Origin of the sequence: Streptomyces sp. NPDC005374, from assembly GCF_042872225.1 — a bacterium.
GTDB lineage: Bacteria > Actinomycetota > Actinomycetes > Streptomycetales > Streptomycetaceae > Streptomyces.
On record NZ_JBIAKA010000006.1, the window covers coordinates 111396 to 125358 of the forward strand.

Genomic DNA, 13963 nt, shown 5'->3' on the forward strand with positions numbered 1-13963 from the left:
GCACCAGAGCCTCCGCAGGTGACCCGGGCGACGCTGGGAAGACATACGATCCCGCTCCGGTGCGGGGGCGTGAGAGCCCAGCTGCCGTCGGCTCGGCGCGGCGCCATCGGGTGTCCCATCGAACGCGACCGGGCCGCACTCAGGCACTGCATCCGGACCGCCGCAGTCTCCTGTCCGGCCCGCCGACGGCAGGTCCACGCCTTCTTACGCAACGGCTCACCGTCGCGGGGTGGGGCCGTTCGGGCTGGGGTGTCAGCCTGCGACGTGGATGCCGGGGCGGCGGGCGGGGTCGGGCTGGTGCCGGCGGATGATCTCGCGGGTGACGGGGGCCGTGTCTCCGCGTCCGAGGAGGAAGTAGCGGAACATGTGGGTCAGAGGGCTCCCCTCCGCCCAGGCGAAGTAGCAGTGCGGCTGGACGCCGGTGGTGTCGTGGAGGGTGAGAAGGATCGCGGCGATGGCGTTCGGAGCCGCGGGTGCTTCGGCTCGCAGGATCCGGTGCCCGTCGACTTCGACGCCGTGGACGGTGAGGGTTTCGCTGAAGTCGGAGGGGTCGACGACGTCGATCTCCAGGAACAGGATGTCGGCGAGGCCGGGCACCGGGTTGATGGCACGCTGTTCGCGTTCCTTGTCGGCGTACTCGGCGCCGTCCCCGGCCTCGCGGCGGTTGGCGACGATGTTGATGGCGTTGTCGTGGGCGAGGGTGTCCCTGATGAACTGGCGGGCGGCCTCGTCGAATTCGATTTTGTCCGCGCGCAGTTCGGTGGTGCGGGAGATGCGGGAGATCAGCGAGATGGTGATGATGCCGACGATGAACATCGCGGAGATGGTGATGCCGTCCGGCTTGTCGATGATGTTGGCCACCAGTGCGTAGAGCAACACCGCGGTGAGCGCGGCGAATCCCACGCACAGGGTGCGTTGGCGGCGGCGCAGCGCGGAGACGGTGACGGCGAAGGCCCCGGAGACCATCATGGCGAGGATGCCGGTGGCGTAGGCGCCGGCCTGGGCGTCGATGTCGGCGTCGAAGGCGATGGTGATGATGACGCACAGAACCGTGTAGACGAGGACGACGGGGCGCACCGCGCGACCCCATTCGGGGGCCATGCCGTAGGCGGGGAGATAACGCGGGACGATGTTGACCAGTCCGGCCATCGCGGAGGCGCCCGCGAACCAGAGGATCAGAATGGTGCTGATGTCGTAGGCGGTGCCGAAGGCTTCTCCGACGTGTTCGTGGGCCAGCCAGGCCAGGGCCCGGCCGTTGGCCGCGCCGCCCGCCTCGAACTCCTTGTGCGGGATGAGGACGGTGGTCACGAAACTGGCGGCCAGCAGGTAGACGCTCATGATGAGCGCGGCCGTGGTGAGCAGTTTGCGGGCGTTGCGGATACGGGACTTGAGCCGCTGCTCGGCGGTCTCGCCCTTGGCGGAGATGAGCGGCATCATGCTCACCCCGGTCTCGAATCCGGACAGGCCCAGCACCAGCAGCGGGAAGGCCAGCAGCGCGGGCTCGGCCAGGTCACCGAATCCCCGGCCCTCGGTGAGTGCGCCGGTCCATGACGACAAGGCGGTCGGGCTGGTGAACACATCCACCAGGCCGACACCGATGGTCACCGCGTTCAGCACGAGGAAGACGGCGACCAGAGGGATGGCCACGCTCACCGCTTCGCTGAATCCGAGCAGGAAGACCCCGCCGAGGAGCGCGAGGAGCGTCACGGTGATGGCGACCTCGTGTCCTTGCAGAGCATGCGGGGCGTAGGAGCTCTCCACCAGATGTACGGAGGCGTCGGCCGCGGACAGGGTGATCGTGATGATCCACGAGGTCACCACGAACCCGAGCAGGACCAGGACGAACAGTTTGCCCCGCCAGAACGGCAGCAGGTCCTCGAGCATCGCCACCGATCCGGCCCCGTGCGGACTCTCGCCGGCCACCCGCCGGTACATCGGCAGCATTCCCACCAGGGTCAGCGCCACGAGCAGAAGCGTGGCCAGCGGCGAAACCGCACCGGCCGCGAGCGCGGCGATCGCCGGCACGTAGGCCAGGCTGGAGAAGTAGTCGACGCCGGTCAGGCACATCACCTTCCACCAGGCGTGAGACTCCCCGGCGCCTGCCTCCGACGCCGGATTGACCGCCTGCACCCGGTGGCGCAGCAACCACTGTCCCAGAGCGCCACCTTGGCGCCCCGTTGTGTCAGGATCCTCCACCACGTCCACAGCGGCCAGATCGTCCACGTCGGTCATCTCCCCCACACCCTTCAACCCGCCCAGCGTGCCGGGCCCCACAGCCCGCAACGATCACCGAGTATGCGGCCTCCGGCAACCCTCTCCCCACCCGGGGCGGAGGCCCGCAGCAGAGCGCGCGTCACCGGCCTTCTTCCCCGCCACGCATTCGTTGTGCCCGCTGAAGGCATATCAGCGGGCCAGCCTCAGGTACGGCTGGTCGATGCGTCTGGTGAGCCGGTGGCTGAAGTCGATGAGTTCTTGCGGTTGTTGGCGGTGCGGGCGTACTCGCCGAACACCGTTCGGGCCTACCCTCACGATCTGCAAAAGCTCTACCTGTTCTGCGAGGAGCGCGGCATCGGGGCGGGCGGGTTCACGCCGGCCCGAGCTGTGGAGTTCCTGGAGTGGCTGCGGCTGCTGTCGTCGTCGCGACGCGCTCAGCGCCTCGAACTCGGCACCGCGACGGACGAGGGGCGGGTGCTGTCGGCGACCAGGACGCCCTGGACTGGCTCAAGACCAACTTCTACAAGACCGAACTGGAGCTCGGACGCTGCCTGCGGCTGCCGCAGGAAGGGACATGCGAGTGCGACATCTACCTGACCTGCACCAAGTTCGTCACCACTCCGCAGTACGCGCCACGGCTGCGCGAACGGCTGTGTGTCGAAGAACAGCTGGCGCTCGACGCCGAAGAGCGAGGCTGGGGCCGTGAGGTCGAACGACACCAACGGCTTGCCGAGCGGATCTGCAACCTGCTGGACGAACTCGGCGAACCCCACGCTGAGCTGCCTGGATGACCCGAGCCGGAATATCCCGATCTTGTGGGAGTGCGAACAACTACCCTGTCGCGCATGGCGATACGACAGCGGACGTGGCGGAACGTGGACGGCGAGCGCATTGAGGGAACCTGGCGGCACGCCTTCATCCGTAACGGCGGGAACTACTTCCTCACCGACCTGCTGATCTACGCCGACGGAATGGTCGATTGCTGGGGTCTGGAGACCCTGGAGGGCTTCGCCGGCAAGCTCGCCTCCGGATGGGTCGCCACCGACCTGCCCGAGGGCGCCCAGGCATCGGCCCACCACCTCGCCTCGTGGAAGTTCGCCGAGCCGAAGACCTGGCTGACCCCCGAGATGCTGCTCGGCGAGGTCCGCGACGACATCGACAACCTCAATGGCCGTCCGGACTCCACCGGCCGCTGCCTCACTGCCGTCGACGTCTTCCGAGAGGATCCGACCGAGGCCAACCGGACCGCCGTTCGCGAAGCCTACGAGGCCATCCCGACACATCTGCGGAGATACGCCCTGGGCGACATGGACCGAAAGGACTTCCCCCTCAGGGTGATCGTGACCGGCCCGGAGAACCAGATCGAGCTGTGGAACGGAAACACCGTCGATGTCACCGACGAGATGCACGCCTCCGCCTTGGAGTATTTCGCGGAGCGCGAGCAGTTGCGGAAGCAGCACGAGACGAAGACACCCGTCGACGGCCCGACTGAACCGGTCGACAGCAGCGTGCATCTCAACCAGGTGGTCTTCCCGCGCGGCTGGCCCGAGAACCCGGGCACCCACGTGCTGCGCAACGAGTTCCCCGCGGCGATCGCCATGGGCAGTCGGACCTATCCCACGGTTGCGCACGCCTACTGGGCGCTGTCGGTCGCCGATGAACACCGACAGGCCGAGATCCTCGGCGCAGAACGGCCGTATGACGCGCAGAAGCTCGCTGAGGGTTCCACCCTTCGTGACGACTGGCCCCAGGTTCGGGTTGCCGTCATGACGCGCTTGCTGCGCGCGAAGTTCCAGCAACACCCCGAGTTCGCCGAGACGCTGGTGGCCACCGGCGCCACCCGATTGATCTACACCGAGGTCGGATCGACCTTTTGGGGGCAACGCGGGCTCGAAGGCCGGAACTGGATGGGTCGACTGCTGGAGCTGATCCGTTCCGAACTCGTCGCAGCCAAGCTGAACATCTAGCAGTGACCGACCGGAGCAGCCCGGCGCAGTTCGCCTCGATCGAGTGACACACGACCGCGTGAATCCGCGTCCGTCGATCATGAAAGTGTCCAGATAAACGGCGTACAACCTGTACCGGTACTACGGCACCGGCTACGGCACGTTCGGCGCCCGCACGAAGGTCTTCTCCGACTGGGGCGGCTCCTACAACGTGATCGTTGGCGTCGGCGACATCACCGGCGACGTGAAGGCCGACCTGGTCTCGCGGGACAGCGCGGGGAACGTGTGGCGCAACAACGGCGACGGCAAGGGATCGTTCGGAGCGCGCACGCGCATCGCCACCGACTGGCAGGGCTGCAAGGGCCTCTTCCAGGGGGGCGTCTCCGAAAACGGATCTCACCCAGAACAGGAATGACTCGAGCTTGTTCGCCGCTAGGTAGGGTGTGGCGATTTTCTCTTATCTGGTGGCGATGCAGCAGAAGCCCCAGGATGTGCGCGCCGTCCTGGAAGGGTTGGACCGCGACGCCGCCCGCGACGTGTTCTGGTGGCTGCGCCTCACCCAGCCGCAGATCACCCGGGTCTGGGCCGACCGCGGCAATGCCGGCGACCGTCGAGGTCGGCGATCGCACGTCAGTACATGAGAATTATTAACCAAAGCATGCAACCGTATGACCCTCACATATGTCTCATACTATAACCACCAGTCCCCGACATCTCATAAGGGGGCGTCATGTACACCCGCCATCGCCTCATGGCCATCACCGCCAGCGCACTCCTGCTGGCCGGCACCGCGGCGTCGACCTCTGCCGCCGCCACGTCCCCGGCACCGTCCACGAGTCTCGTGGTCAACGCCAGGATCGCCGGTCACTGCTCCTTCGACCGGGTCGTCATCGATGTGAAGGGCAAACTGCCGCCCACCACCGTCACGCGTGTCAAGGAACTCCGCTACGACAGCTCGGGGAAGAAAGTCCCGCTGGCCGGGAAGCACTTCCTGGAGATCAAGCTCTCCTCAGCCGCAGCCCACAACAACGCGGGCAGGAACGTCTACAAAGGCCCGCGCCTGATCAAGCTGAATCTGCCGAAACTCAAGGGCTTCGCACTGACCGGCGACTTCGAGGGCGTCGTCACCTTCGGGGCCGCGTTCAACAGCAAGCCCTCCTACACGACGAAGCAGCTACACCGCCCCGAGCGCTTCGTCCTCGACATCGCCCACCACAACACCTGCCGTTCCTCGCACTGAGGTGCATGGACGGATCCTGGAGTCGCGAACCGCCTCACAGGAGGGCGGCACCGGGTGTATCTCGTCAGCGGCGTGTCCAGCACGCCGCCGCGAGGCTGATCGGCCGGTCCATCCTCCTCGCGATCAACGCCTGGCGTCTCTGCGTGCACGGCGACAAGCCGCTGCGGCAGGCGGTTGGACTGCTCGTGCGACCCGTTACCAGAGTTCGACGGAGTACGAGGCGCCGGTGACCTCCCAGCCACCGGCGCCTTCGCCGATGTCCTCGACGATGACGTCGTCGATGAAGTGTGCTCGTGGTGGGCGCCGTCTTGCTTATCGCCGCGTGCAACACCCTGTTCGGAAACGGTCCGACGACTCGGACAAAACGCCTTCGCCACAGCCCCCCAGCGTCTCTGCCTCTGCAGTACCCGGTCAGTGACCCTGCTTTCGGCGGAAGACCGACAGGGCCCACTGTCATCTGCTTGCCTTGTCCGGGCTGTTCCCGGAGCAGCAGCTGCAACTCACGCCCAGCAGCCTGTACCGGACGTTCACCGACAAGCACACGCTGTTCCTGCGTGCGCTCGACCACTACCGGGCCACCGAGTCGGCCGAGGCCGGGCAGCGGCTGGAGGTGGCGGACCGTCCGGTTCGGGAGGTGCTGCGGGAATGGATGCTGTGGCTGGTCACCTGCCCGTCCGACGGCAAGTCCGGCCGCGGGTGCTTCGTGGTCAACACGGCCACCGAGCTCGGCACCACCGACGAGAAGGTCCGCCGACGGACCGAGGCCGCCTTCGAGGCCACCCGCCAGGCCCTGCGTTCGGCACTGGCCCAGGGCCATGACCGCGGCGAACTGTCCGCCGGTCTCGACATCGACGACGCCGTGGAGATGCTGTTCACCACGGTGCTCGGCCTGCGGGTGCGGGAACGCGCCGGCCACGACATCGAGCGTCTGACCACCGCGATCGATCTCGCGATCCGCATCCTGGGGCCCACACCCGCGGAGCCTGCCTGAGGGCACCGGGAGGTGCTAGGTCGTTTCTGACGGCTCTTGGTGGGCGGGGTGGATCTCGTGGTCGTCCGGGCAGGACGCTCGTATGGTGCGGCGACACGAGCTCACGGATGCGCAGTGGCGGAAGATTGAGCCTTTCTTGCCGGGCAATGGCAGGCCGGGCGGGCAGTGGGCCGATCACCGGAAGGTCGTCAACGGCATGCTGTTCAGAGCTCGGACGGGGGTCCCCTGGAAGCATGACAGTTGGGCCAACGCCTCTCGCCGGGCATCGCGATGCCGCGGACTCGTCCTCACGGCCGTTGTGCTGAACGTGTGTGTTCCTTGGGTCGGAGCACATGTTCAGGCGAAGGCTGCTTTGGCGTACGGCAGTTACCGAGCCGAGTGATCAAGTTCGAGGCGCCATTCGACGTCGGACGTCAACGATCAAGCCAGTCCGGGAGGTGTCAGAGTTCGCGGAAGTAGACAGTGAGTGGGAGGGGTGTGCATCCGAGCGCCTCATAGAGAGCTCGGGCCGGAGCGTGGAACTGGTCTCCTCCGGTGCCGATCTCGACGACCCCGGCACCGAGGGCCCGCATCTCTTCGAAGGCGTACTCGCACAGTGCACGGCCCACGCGGTGTTGTCGGTGCTGGGCGGAGACGGCGAGGATCGTGATCTCACCCTTTTTATGGACCGGGGCGACGCTCCATGCCACGTAGCCCGCGATGATGCCGTCCGCTTCGGCGACGGCGACGTATGTGTGCCGTTCGGGGGCGTGGAGCTCGGCAACCTGTTTGCGGTAGTCGTTGCGCCAGTTGCCGTACTGAACGGCGAAGACGGCCTCACCCATGAGTGGGCGGAAGGAGTCCTCGTAGAACGGCCGGAACGTGTCGATGGTCAGTTCGGTGAGTGGTGCCAGGTCCGGCTGGGTGAACGCACGGATGAGCATGGAGGTGTACCTCTCAGGCTGAGGGCTTGATACCTGGGCGGAACAAAGGCATCGGTAGCCCCGCTCCCGGCCACAGGATTGGCAGTGAGCAGAGCCCTCAGTGACGTGTGCGCGAGGCGGGAAAGCACTCCATGGTCCGCATCGTAACGCCCGGCCCGCATGTCGAGTACTTCGATTACAGCCACTCGTTGATGGCCGCGACGAGGACGGTCGCTTCGTAGCGAATGGCAAGTTTGATGCCCCTATCGATGTCAACCGGTGGGGGCTGGTTCCGAGGTTGCCTCTTCGCTGTGAGGAGGGTTCGGTAGATCTCGTGGGCGACTGAGCTTGTTCCGCTTTGACGGACACCATTGGTGTGGTGGTCGGGCTGCGAATGCGGTCTCGTATTCGGCGGGACTGCGGTAGCCGAGGCTGCTGTGCAGTCTGTGCAAGTTGTACCAGCCTTCGATGAAATCGAAGATCGCGATGTGGGCGACGACGATCAACGTGCCTCCCTGCGACGATGCCGGATGCTCAGGTGATCGTCCGACGCCGGGGCACGCCTCAATCGGGCCAGCGGCACGCTCCTATCAAGCCACACCGCACCGGACGGCCTACGACCGGCGGGCGGCACATCGCCGACAAGCCACCGCCGTACGGGGCAGCGAAGAAACGAGCCAGCCCGCCGGTCGACAGGATCCTGCCACCGGAAGGCGGCACATCAAGGACCAACCACCAAACGCGGCTTCGGCCCATGCCCACCCGCCGATCGCCAACAGCCTGACATTGACGCGACGAAAGCCGTCACACGCTTGAGGACCTCGACGTCCTCACGCAGACGGCGCTTCTCCCGCCGCAGCGCGGCCAGCTCCTCGCGTTCACTACTGGTCAGGCCGTCCCGCTCACCCGCATCGACCTCGGCCTGCTTCACCCAGGCACGCACCGCGGTCTCGGTCAGATCGAAGTCCTTGGCGATCTGACCGACCGAACGGTCACCGCGTCGGCACAGCTCGACGATCTCCGCCTTGAACTCCGGCGTGAACGAGCGACGAGGGCGAGGCTTCTTCTTCCCCATGCTCTCCATGATGGACATCCTCCCGGGGCAGAACCCCTGATCTCAGATGTCCGTCACAACGGATCAAGCCCACTCCGGGCTTCGTGCGCGATCAAGGGAGGGTCAGCTCCCGCCGCGGAGCACGTCGAGGATGTGGGGCCAGGCAGCCGTCCCCAAAAGCGCGTCAGCTTCGGGCGTGCCTCCGTACTGGAAGCGTGTGGATGCCGATGCCGGGTTCTCGCCAGGAAAACGTGGGCGGTGGCCGGCATCGTGGCGGGAGATCAGACGCACCGTAGCCCCAACTGAGCGCCTGCGTTGTGCCAGTTGTTCGGCAAATGGAAGAGACGGCCACATCGCGTCGTCGCCGCCTGCGACCAGCACGAGATCAGCCCGCGCCGTGTCCACCGGGATCTCGGCCGCAGCGAGCAGACCAGCGAACGTCCGCTCGCTGAGTTCGTACCACCCGCGGATGGCGACCGGCCCACCGTCAGCCTCTGCGGGAGTCCAGGAATCGTCCATCGGGACGAAAGGCAGCGCCTGCTCTCGCCAGGTCCAGGACGATCGATAAGGGTGCCGTGCTCCATCGCGGCCTGGTCCGACGTTGCACCAGACCCGCGACGTGGGCGACATCGCGATGACGACGTCCACGCGCGGATCGTGCACTGCCGTGAGCAGAGCTGCCTCAGCCCCCTTGGAAGTGCCCAGGATGCCGATGCGCTCCGCCCCGTTCAACCGGAGGAAGTCGACGGCTGCGGTGAACGTCTCCAGGGGGATCTCGCAGATCCCGGGAGACTGCCCCGGACCGCCGAACCAGCGGATCGACACGGCCGTCATGCCCTGCTGGGCAAGGACGCGTGCTCTCTCCCGTTCGACCCGCCCGCTGGGACCCGCCAGGACCAGGACACCGATGTCACTGCCTCGGGCGGGCGCGGCCACAACGCCCTCCCACGGGTCGATCAGCTCGCGCTCAGTGACATCCACGTGGCCCCCGTCGGTCCGCCTCGACTGTCAGCGCAGCCTAACCGGCGTTGCCATTCCTCCCGGAACGACCACACCCGACCCGCACAGCCGCCGACGGTGTCAATCCGGTGGTCCCGAATGAACTCGCCCTCCGGAGCCGCCTCACATCGCCCGGCCTTCACCAACCGTCCGCGAAGTGGGGCCAGTTGGAGTCGCCTGGGCGGAGCCGCAGAGCGCCGCACGATGCGCGGCGGGCTCAGGAGAAGCCGTGAAGTCCCACCCGGAGGGATCTGGGGCCCTTCCCCTCCGTCCAGCAGCAGCGCCGACCCTGCACGTCGGCTGTCGCGGCGAGTGCACCTGCCGTGTACCAGGCGATCGTCGTCCTCCCAATGTCCCTCACCTCTTGGTGATGTTGCGCCGGCACACTCGGCCCACGAACCGGAAGCCGCGACTACGCGGTGCAGTCCACGACTACGTCGCAGTGCGGGTCGTCGGAGGGCTGGTGCAGATGCTCGTTCGCCAGGTATGCCGGGGAGACCAGGGCGCCCAGCAGATCGGGGCCGGTGCGGCTGATCAGCACGTCCACCCCGTAGGTGCGGTCCCGTTCAGGGGAACGGAAGTACAGGCGCATGCAGTCCTCCCCGGTGATGACCGCCCCGGTGAAGAGCGGCTTCCACGCCACGTGAGTGGTCACGAAGGAACGGACCACCTCGAGGAGACGGCCGGTGGCCGCCTGCTCGGTGTCGGGGCCGGGAGAGTTCACATCTTGGCCCATGCTGGACACTCGTTCCCCGACTGGTTGTGGCTGTACGCCGTGATGACGCCGATCTTCTGACCGCGCCCGGCATCGTAGCGTTGGTCCGCGGCCTTCCGCGTGCGCCCCTCGACGACCGCATGAGGTCAGCAACAGGCTGGGCTTCACGACCTGCTTCGTCCGGCACGGTCGTGGCGCGCTGTGGCGCTACCGAGATGGGCGACCTGACGGATCGAAGGTCAGCCGCTCACTGCCCGCAGTGCCCCTGGCCTGCGGCCATTGAGACGGTCCAGCGCGGTGGCGGTGGTCTGGTCGGCCGGCAGGTGCACCACCAGGCGACGGCCCTCGTCCGCAAGCACGAGCGTCTCGAACGACAGACGCAGGTGGCCTGCCTCGGGATGCTCGACCACCTCAAGCCCGAAACGGGAGGGCAGGGCCGGAGCAGCGGCGAGCCGGTCACTGAACGGCGCCCCCGCCACCGCCGTCAGCTCGTCGGCCAGGACGGCGACATGAGGGTCGTGCAGCGAGGCCTCGTTGCGCAGATGGGCGATCTGCTCGTCGGCCAGTCGGTCCCACCCGGGGAACACGGCGCGGGACCGGTCGTCGGTGAACAGGTACCGCACCATGTTGGGAGGGTCGCCGTCGAGCAGGCCGAGTGGGCGGGCATACCGCTCGTAGCCCTGTGTGCAGGCCAGGATGTCTCCCATCCTGTTGAGCAGGACGGCCGGCGCGGGCTCCAGAGTCTCCAGGAGTGCCCGCACGGTGGGGCGCACCGTGCGCTCCGGCGGTGCGGTGACCGCCTGGCACAAGTGCTTGTCCTCGCCGTGTTCCCTGGTCAGCCGGTGCAGCAGCAGACGGTCCGCCGTCGACAGCTGGAGGATGTCGCCGAGGGCGGCGAGGACCTTGGGTGAGGGGTTGCGGTCCCGCCCCTGTTCGAGCCGGGTGAGGTATTCGACGCTGATGCCGGCGAGGGTGGCGAGCTCGGCGCGGCGCAGCCCCGGCGTGCGACGGCGAAAGCCCGCAGGCAGGCCCGCCTCGGCTGGGGTGAGGGCTTCGCGGCGGGTACGCAGGAAGGTGCCCAACTCGTTGTCGTTCACCTCTCGAAAGTACAGCGTGCCCCGGCGCGAAGGGTGGCCCTGCCACTACTACCCTTCGGCCGGTCTCCCCTCCCCCGCCGCGGGGCCCGCACGATGAGGGCATGAGCAATGACACCCCTGCGAAAACCGCTGTCACGGCCGTCGCCGCGCTGCCCCTCACTCCCGGCGAGTGGGAACTCGACCCCCACCACTCATCGGTCGACTTCACCATCCGCCACCTCGGGATCAGCAAGGTGCGCGGCCGGTTCACCGAGTTCACGGCCGGGCTGTACGTCGGTGAGACCCTCGACGACGTACGGGTGACCGCCGAGATCGCCCTGGCCTCCGTCGACACCGGGAACGCCGACCGGGACGCGCACACCCGCTCGGCCGAGCTGCTCGATGTGGAGAAGCGTCCGACGATGACGTTCCGCTCGACGCGGATCTCCGGGGACGGTGAGGACTGGACGATGACGGGGGACCTGACCATCGCGGACATCACCCACCCGGTCACGCTCGCCGTCGAGTTCGGCGGGGTGGTGGACTCCCCTCTGGACCAGAGGGAGCACGCCGGGTTCGAGGCGTCGGGCGAGATCCGCCGCGGCGACTTCGGGTTGGACTTCTTCCCCGGCCTGCTGGGTGAGGTCATCAAGATTCGCCTGGACATGCAGTTCGCCGGACCGCAGACCCAGGACGCCTGACCGAGCAACGAGCGCGCACCGCGGAGCGTTTCCGCGGGCGTGACGATCGACGCACCCCTCACATGCGACTTCGACGCGGGGCCGACGACCTCGGGCCTCACGTCGGGAGGAGGACCTCACATGAGCAGTGCCCTCGTACGCAATCCAGGCGACGGGACCACCTTCAGTTACCACATGAACGTGGTCGAACAGGTGGTGAGCAACGCCGAGACGAGCGGATTGGTCAGCGTCACGCGTCAGATCGCGCGCCCCGACCAGGCGCCGCCCCTGCACACCCACAGCCAAGAGGACGAGAGCTGGATCGTCCTGTCCGGCCGCGTCCGGTTCTGGGTCGGATCGACCTCGTTCGACGAGTGCGAGGTGTACGAGGCCGAGCCCGGCGCTTTCGTCTGGGGGCCCCGCTCAGTCCCCCACAGCTACCAGGCCATCACATCGACCGCGGAACTCCTCGTCATGTGCAACCCCGGAGCCATCGAAGGCTACTTCCGCGAGGCCGGAGCCACCGACTCGCGCAGCGACGCCCCGCACAGCCTCATGGAGGAGTACGGCTTCGTGATCCACGGCAACCCACCCCCCGTCCCCGAGACGTACTGATCACTAGTGTCGTCGACGCTCGCCGGGCTCGATCGTGGCGGCGACATCCAGTGTGGTGGAACTGCTTGTACCGCACCACGCGGAGGTCTACGCGTCCCCAAGGCGATGCCCGGCTGACCGTTCGCGGCAGGTCTATGCCCTCCTCGCCGAAGCCATCGCGGGCCGCTCAGTGCCCGGCCCTCGGCACCGCGGCACCGGAACCGCGTCGGCTCCGGGGGCGTGCCCTGGGCAAGCGACAGTCGTTGGCTGGGCGCTACGACCATGACCGACCCCACCGCTCAGACCATGCCCCCCTTGCCGAGCAGGTCGCCTCAGGCGTGCTGCGGGTGCCGGTCACCGCCACCTACCCGCTGGAGCAGCCCGCGGAGGCGTCGCCGCCTTCCGTGCCGGCACCCGGGGCAAGATCCCCGTCTCCTACTCCTGACCACACCCGACAAAAGAGGTACGACCGTGCCCGCCAGGGAGCCCGTCCATGTCGTCTGACCAGCTGGTGATGCGCGCCGTCCGGTACGACCGTTACGGAGGCCCCGAAGTGCTCTCCGTCGGTGACGTTCCGCGTCCGTCCCCCGGGCCGGGCCAGGTGCTCGTTCGGGTCCACGCATCCAGCGTCAACCCGATGGACGTGAAGATCCGCTCCGGCGGGCTGCGTCTGATATCCGGGCGACGCTTTCCCAAAGGCACCGGAGGCGACTTCGCCGGGGAGGTGGTCGCACTCGGCAGCAAGGTCACCGACGTCACGGTGGGAGAACACGTGTGGGGCATCCTCAGCGACATGTCCGGACGGACGGGCGCGGCCGGTGAATACGTCCTGGCCAAGCCCCAGGCCGTCAGCACCGCCCCCAGCGGCACGGACCTGGTGGAAGCCGCCGCCCTGCCCGCGGTCGGCATCACCGCACTGCGCGCCCTGCGGGACACCCTGCGCCTGCGCTCCGGCCAACGGCTGCTCGTGGTCGGCGCGAGCGGCGGCGTCGGCAGTTCGGCGGTCCAGCTGGCCCACGCCTGGGGCGCCCACGTCACCACCATCGCCGGCGCCGCCAACGCCGCGTTCTGCCGCGAACTCGGCGCCGACGTGGCCCAGGACTACGCCACCACCCAACCGAGCGCCCTCAAAGGGCAGTTCGACGCCATCCTCGACTGCCACGGCTCCTCTGTCCGCGCCTACCGACGCGCCCTGCGCCCCGGCGGTCGCATCGCCTCGCCCACCGCCGGCGCCATACTCTTCGCCCTGCTGTCCCTCATCCTGCCCGGTCCGCGCGTACGCCTGATCGTGGCCAGCCCCCGACGCGCGGACCTGAAAAGCCTCGCCGATCACGTCGACAGGAAAGACGTGCGTCCGGTGATCGAGCGCGTGTATCCCCTGGACGAGATCCAGGACGCCCACCGAGCCACCGAAACCGGCCATGCCCGCGGCAAGCACGTCATCCGCCTCGTTTAGCGCCCGGTACTACAGAGCTGAGGGCTGTCCCCGAATGCGGTGCCAGGCTGCACGCCACTACCCCCCGGGGTGGGGGCGTCAGCCGCTGGCCTCGGC

The 13963-nt window shown here is 67.7% G+C and carries 16 protein-coding genes and 2 pseudogenes; 11 read left to right on the forward strand and 7 right to left on the reverse strand.

Features of this window, described 5'->3' with window-relative positions; genetic code table 11:
- Positions 1-252 precede the first annotated feature (252 nt).
- On the reverse strand, positions 253-2232 hold the full coding sequence (locus tag ACFYRX_RS16725) for an amino acid transporter (protein ID WP_389100158.1): 1980 nt from the start codon (positions 2230-2232) through the stop codon (positions 253-255).
- Positions 2233-2295: 63 nt separating this feature from the next.
- Between ACFYRX_RS16725 and ACFYRX_RS16730 the strand changes: the two are divergent.
- The 8 genes and pseudogenes from ACFYRX_RS16730 to ACFYRX_RS16765 form a co-directional block, all read left to right on the forward strand.
- Positions 2296-2568, forward strand: a pseudogene (locus ACFYRX_RS16730) (hypothetical protein); the annotation flags it as partial.
- A gap of 47 nt (positions 2569-2615) precedes the next feature.
- A complete protein-coding gene (locus ACFYRX_RS16735; RefSeq protein WP_389100876.1) occupies positions 2616-3005 on the forward strand; it encodes a hypothetical protein in 390 nt (129 codons plus the stop codon).
- Between the two features lie 54 nt (positions 3006-3059).
- On the forward strand, positions 3060-4181 hold the full coding sequence (locus ACFYRX_RS16740) for an NADAR family protein (RefSeq protein ID WP_389100160.1): 1122 nt from the start codon (positions 3060-3062) through the stop codon (positions 4179-4181).
- A gap of 190 nt (positions 4182-4371) precedes the next feature.
- The gene (locus tag ACFYRX_RS16745; RefSeq protein ID WP_389100162.1) at positions 4372-4575 is read left to right on the forward strand and encodes a hypothetical protein; all 204 of its coding nucleotides are present in this window, start codon (positions 4372-4374) and stop codon (positions 4573-4575) included.
- Positions 4576-4603: 28 nt separating this feature from the next.
- The gene (locus ACFYRX_RS16750) at positions 4604-4801 is read left to right on the forward strand and encodes a hypothetical protein (protein WP_389100164.1); all 198 of its coding nucleotides are present in this window, start codon (positions 4604-4606) and stop codon (positions 4799-4801) included.
- A gap of 89 nt (positions 4802-4890) precedes the next feature.
- Positions 4891-5400: a hypothetical protein gene (locus ACFYRX_RS16755; RefSeq protein ID WP_389100166.1), complete on the forward strand. Its 510-nt coding sequence runs from the start codon at positions 4891-4893 to the stop codon at positions 5398-5400.
- A 466-nt stretch (positions 5401-5866) separates the two neighbouring features.
- Positions 5867-6391, forward strand: a complete 525-nt coding sequence (locus ACFYRX_RS16760) for a TetR family transcriptional regulator C-terminal domain-containing protein (RefSeq protein ID WP_389100168.1) — start codon at positions 5867-5869, stop codon at positions 6389-6391.
- Positions 6392-6473: 82 nt separating this feature from the next.
- Positions 6474-6773, forward strand: coding sequence for a transposase (locus ACFYRX_RS16765; RefSeq protein ID WP_389100169.1), 300 nt, complete (start codon positions 6474-6476; stop codon positions 6771-6773).
- 58 nt (positions 6774-6831) lie between these two features.
- On the opposite strand, the gene ACFYRX_RS16770 is transcribed toward ACFYRX_RS16765, so the two are convergent.
- The 6 genes and pseudogenes from ACFYRX_RS16770 to ACFYRX_RS16795 all read right to left on the reverse strand — a co-directional run bounded on the left by ACFYRX_RS16770 (position 6832) and on the right by ACFYRX_RS16795 (position 11158).
- Positions 6832-7314 carry a GNAT family N-acetyltransferase gene (locus ACFYRX_RS16770; protein WP_389100171.1) on the reverse strand — a complete coding sequence of 161 codons (483 nt, stop codon included), beginning with the start codon at positions 7312-7314 and terminating at the stop codon, positions 6832-6834.
- A gap of 380 nt (positions 7315-7694) precedes the next feature.
- Positions 7695-7787: pseudogene (locus ACFYRX_RS16775) on the reverse strand (IS3 family transposase); the annotation flags it as partial.
- A gap of 227 nt (positions 7788-8014) precedes the next feature.
- On the reverse strand, positions 8015-8368 hold the full coding sequence (locus tag ACFYRX_RS16780; protein ID WP_389100173.1) for a transposase: 354 nt from the start codon (positions 8366-8368) through the stop codon (positions 8015-8017).
- A gap of 102 nt (positions 8369-8470) precedes the next feature.
- Complete coding sequence (locus ACFYRX_RS16785; RefSeq protein WP_389100175.1) at positions 8471-9328, reverse strand: acyl-CoA thioester hydrolase/BAAT C-terminal domain-containing protein; 858 nt, start codon at positions 9326-9328, stop codon at positions 8471-8473.
- Positions 9329-9758: 430 nt separating this feature from the next.
- Positions 9759-10082: a hypothetical protein gene (locus tag ACFYRX_RS16790; protein WP_389100177.1), complete on the reverse strand. Its 324-nt coding sequence runs from the start codon at positions 10080-10082 to the stop codon at positions 9759-9761.
- Positions 10083-10300: 218 nt separating this feature from the next.
- Positions 10301-11158, reverse strand: coding sequence for a helix-turn-helix domain-containing protein (locus ACFYRX_RS16795; RefSeq protein ID WP_389100179.1), 858 nt, complete (start codon positions 11156-11158; stop codon positions 10301-10303).
- Positions 11159-11259: 101 nt separating this feature from the next.
- On the opposite strand from ACFYRX_RS16795, the gene ACFYRX_RS16800 reads away from it, so the two are divergent.
- The 3 genes from ACFYRX_RS16800 to ACFYRX_RS16810 all read left to right on the forward strand — a co-directional run bounded on the left by ACFYRX_RS16800 (position 11260) and on the right by ACFYRX_RS16810 (position 13867).
- Positions 11260-11838 (forward strand): YceI family protein, encoded by a 579-nt coding sequence (locus tag ACFYRX_RS16800; RefSeq protein ID WP_389100181.1) that lies wholly within the window; start codon positions 11260-11262, stop codon positions 11836-11838.
- Between the two features lie 120 nt (positions 11839-11958).
- Complete coding sequence (locus tag ACFYRX_RS16805; protein ID WP_389100183.1) at positions 11959-12432, forward strand: cupin domain-containing protein; 474 nt, start codon at positions 11959-11961, stop codon at positions 12430-12432.
- Positions 12433-12904: 472 nt separating this feature from the next.
- Positions 12905-13867: an NAD(P)-dependent alcohol dehydrogenase gene (locus tag ACFYRX_RS16810; protein ID WP_389100185.1), complete on the forward strand. Its 963-nt coding sequence runs from the start codon at positions 12905-12907 to the stop codon at positions 13865-13867.
- Positions 13868-13963: the final 96 nt, after the last annotated feature.

Coding starts and splice junctions, on each gene's coding strand:
- ACFYRX_RS16725 (WP_389100158.1), bottom strand. CDS start 2,232: ATGACCGACGTGGACGATCTGGCCGCTGTGGACGTGGTGGAGGATCCT.
- ACFYRX_RS16740 (WP_389100160.1), top strand. CDS start 3,060: ATGGCGATACGACAGCGGACGTGGCGGAACGTGGACGGCGAGCGCATT.
- ACFYRX_RS16755 (WP_389100166.1), top strand. CDS start 4,891: ATGTACACCCGCCATCGCCTCATGGCCATCACCGCCAGCGCACTCCTG.
- ACFYRX_RS16765 (WP_389100169.1), top strand. CDS start 6,474: ATGGTGCGGCGACACGAGCTCACGGATGCGCAGTGGCGGAAGATTGAG.
- ACFYRX_RS16770 (WP_389100171.1), bottom strand. CDS start 7,314: ATGCTCATCCGTGCGTTCACCCAGCCGGACCTGGCACCACTCACCGAA.
- ACFYRX_RS16780 (WP_389100173.1), bottom strand. CDS start 8,368: ATGGGGAAGAAGAAGCCTCGCCCTCGTCGCTCGTTCACGCCGGAGTTC.
- ACFYRX_RS16790 (WP_389100177.1), bottom strand. CDS start 10,082: ATGGGCCAAGATGTGAACTCTCCCGGCCCCGACACCGAGCAGGCGGCC.
- ACFYRX_RS16800 (WP_389100181.1), top strand. CDS start 11,260: ATGAGCAATGACACCCCTGCGAAAACCGCTGTCACGGCCGTCGCCGCG.
- ACFYRX_RS16805 (WP_389100183.1), top strand. CDS start 11,959: ATGAGCAGTGCCCTCGTACGCAATCCAGGCGACGGGACCACCTTCAGT.
- ACFYRX_RS16810 (WP_389100185.1), top strand. CDS start 12,905: ATGTCGTCTGACCAGCTGGTGATGCGCGCCGTCCGGTACGACCGTTAC.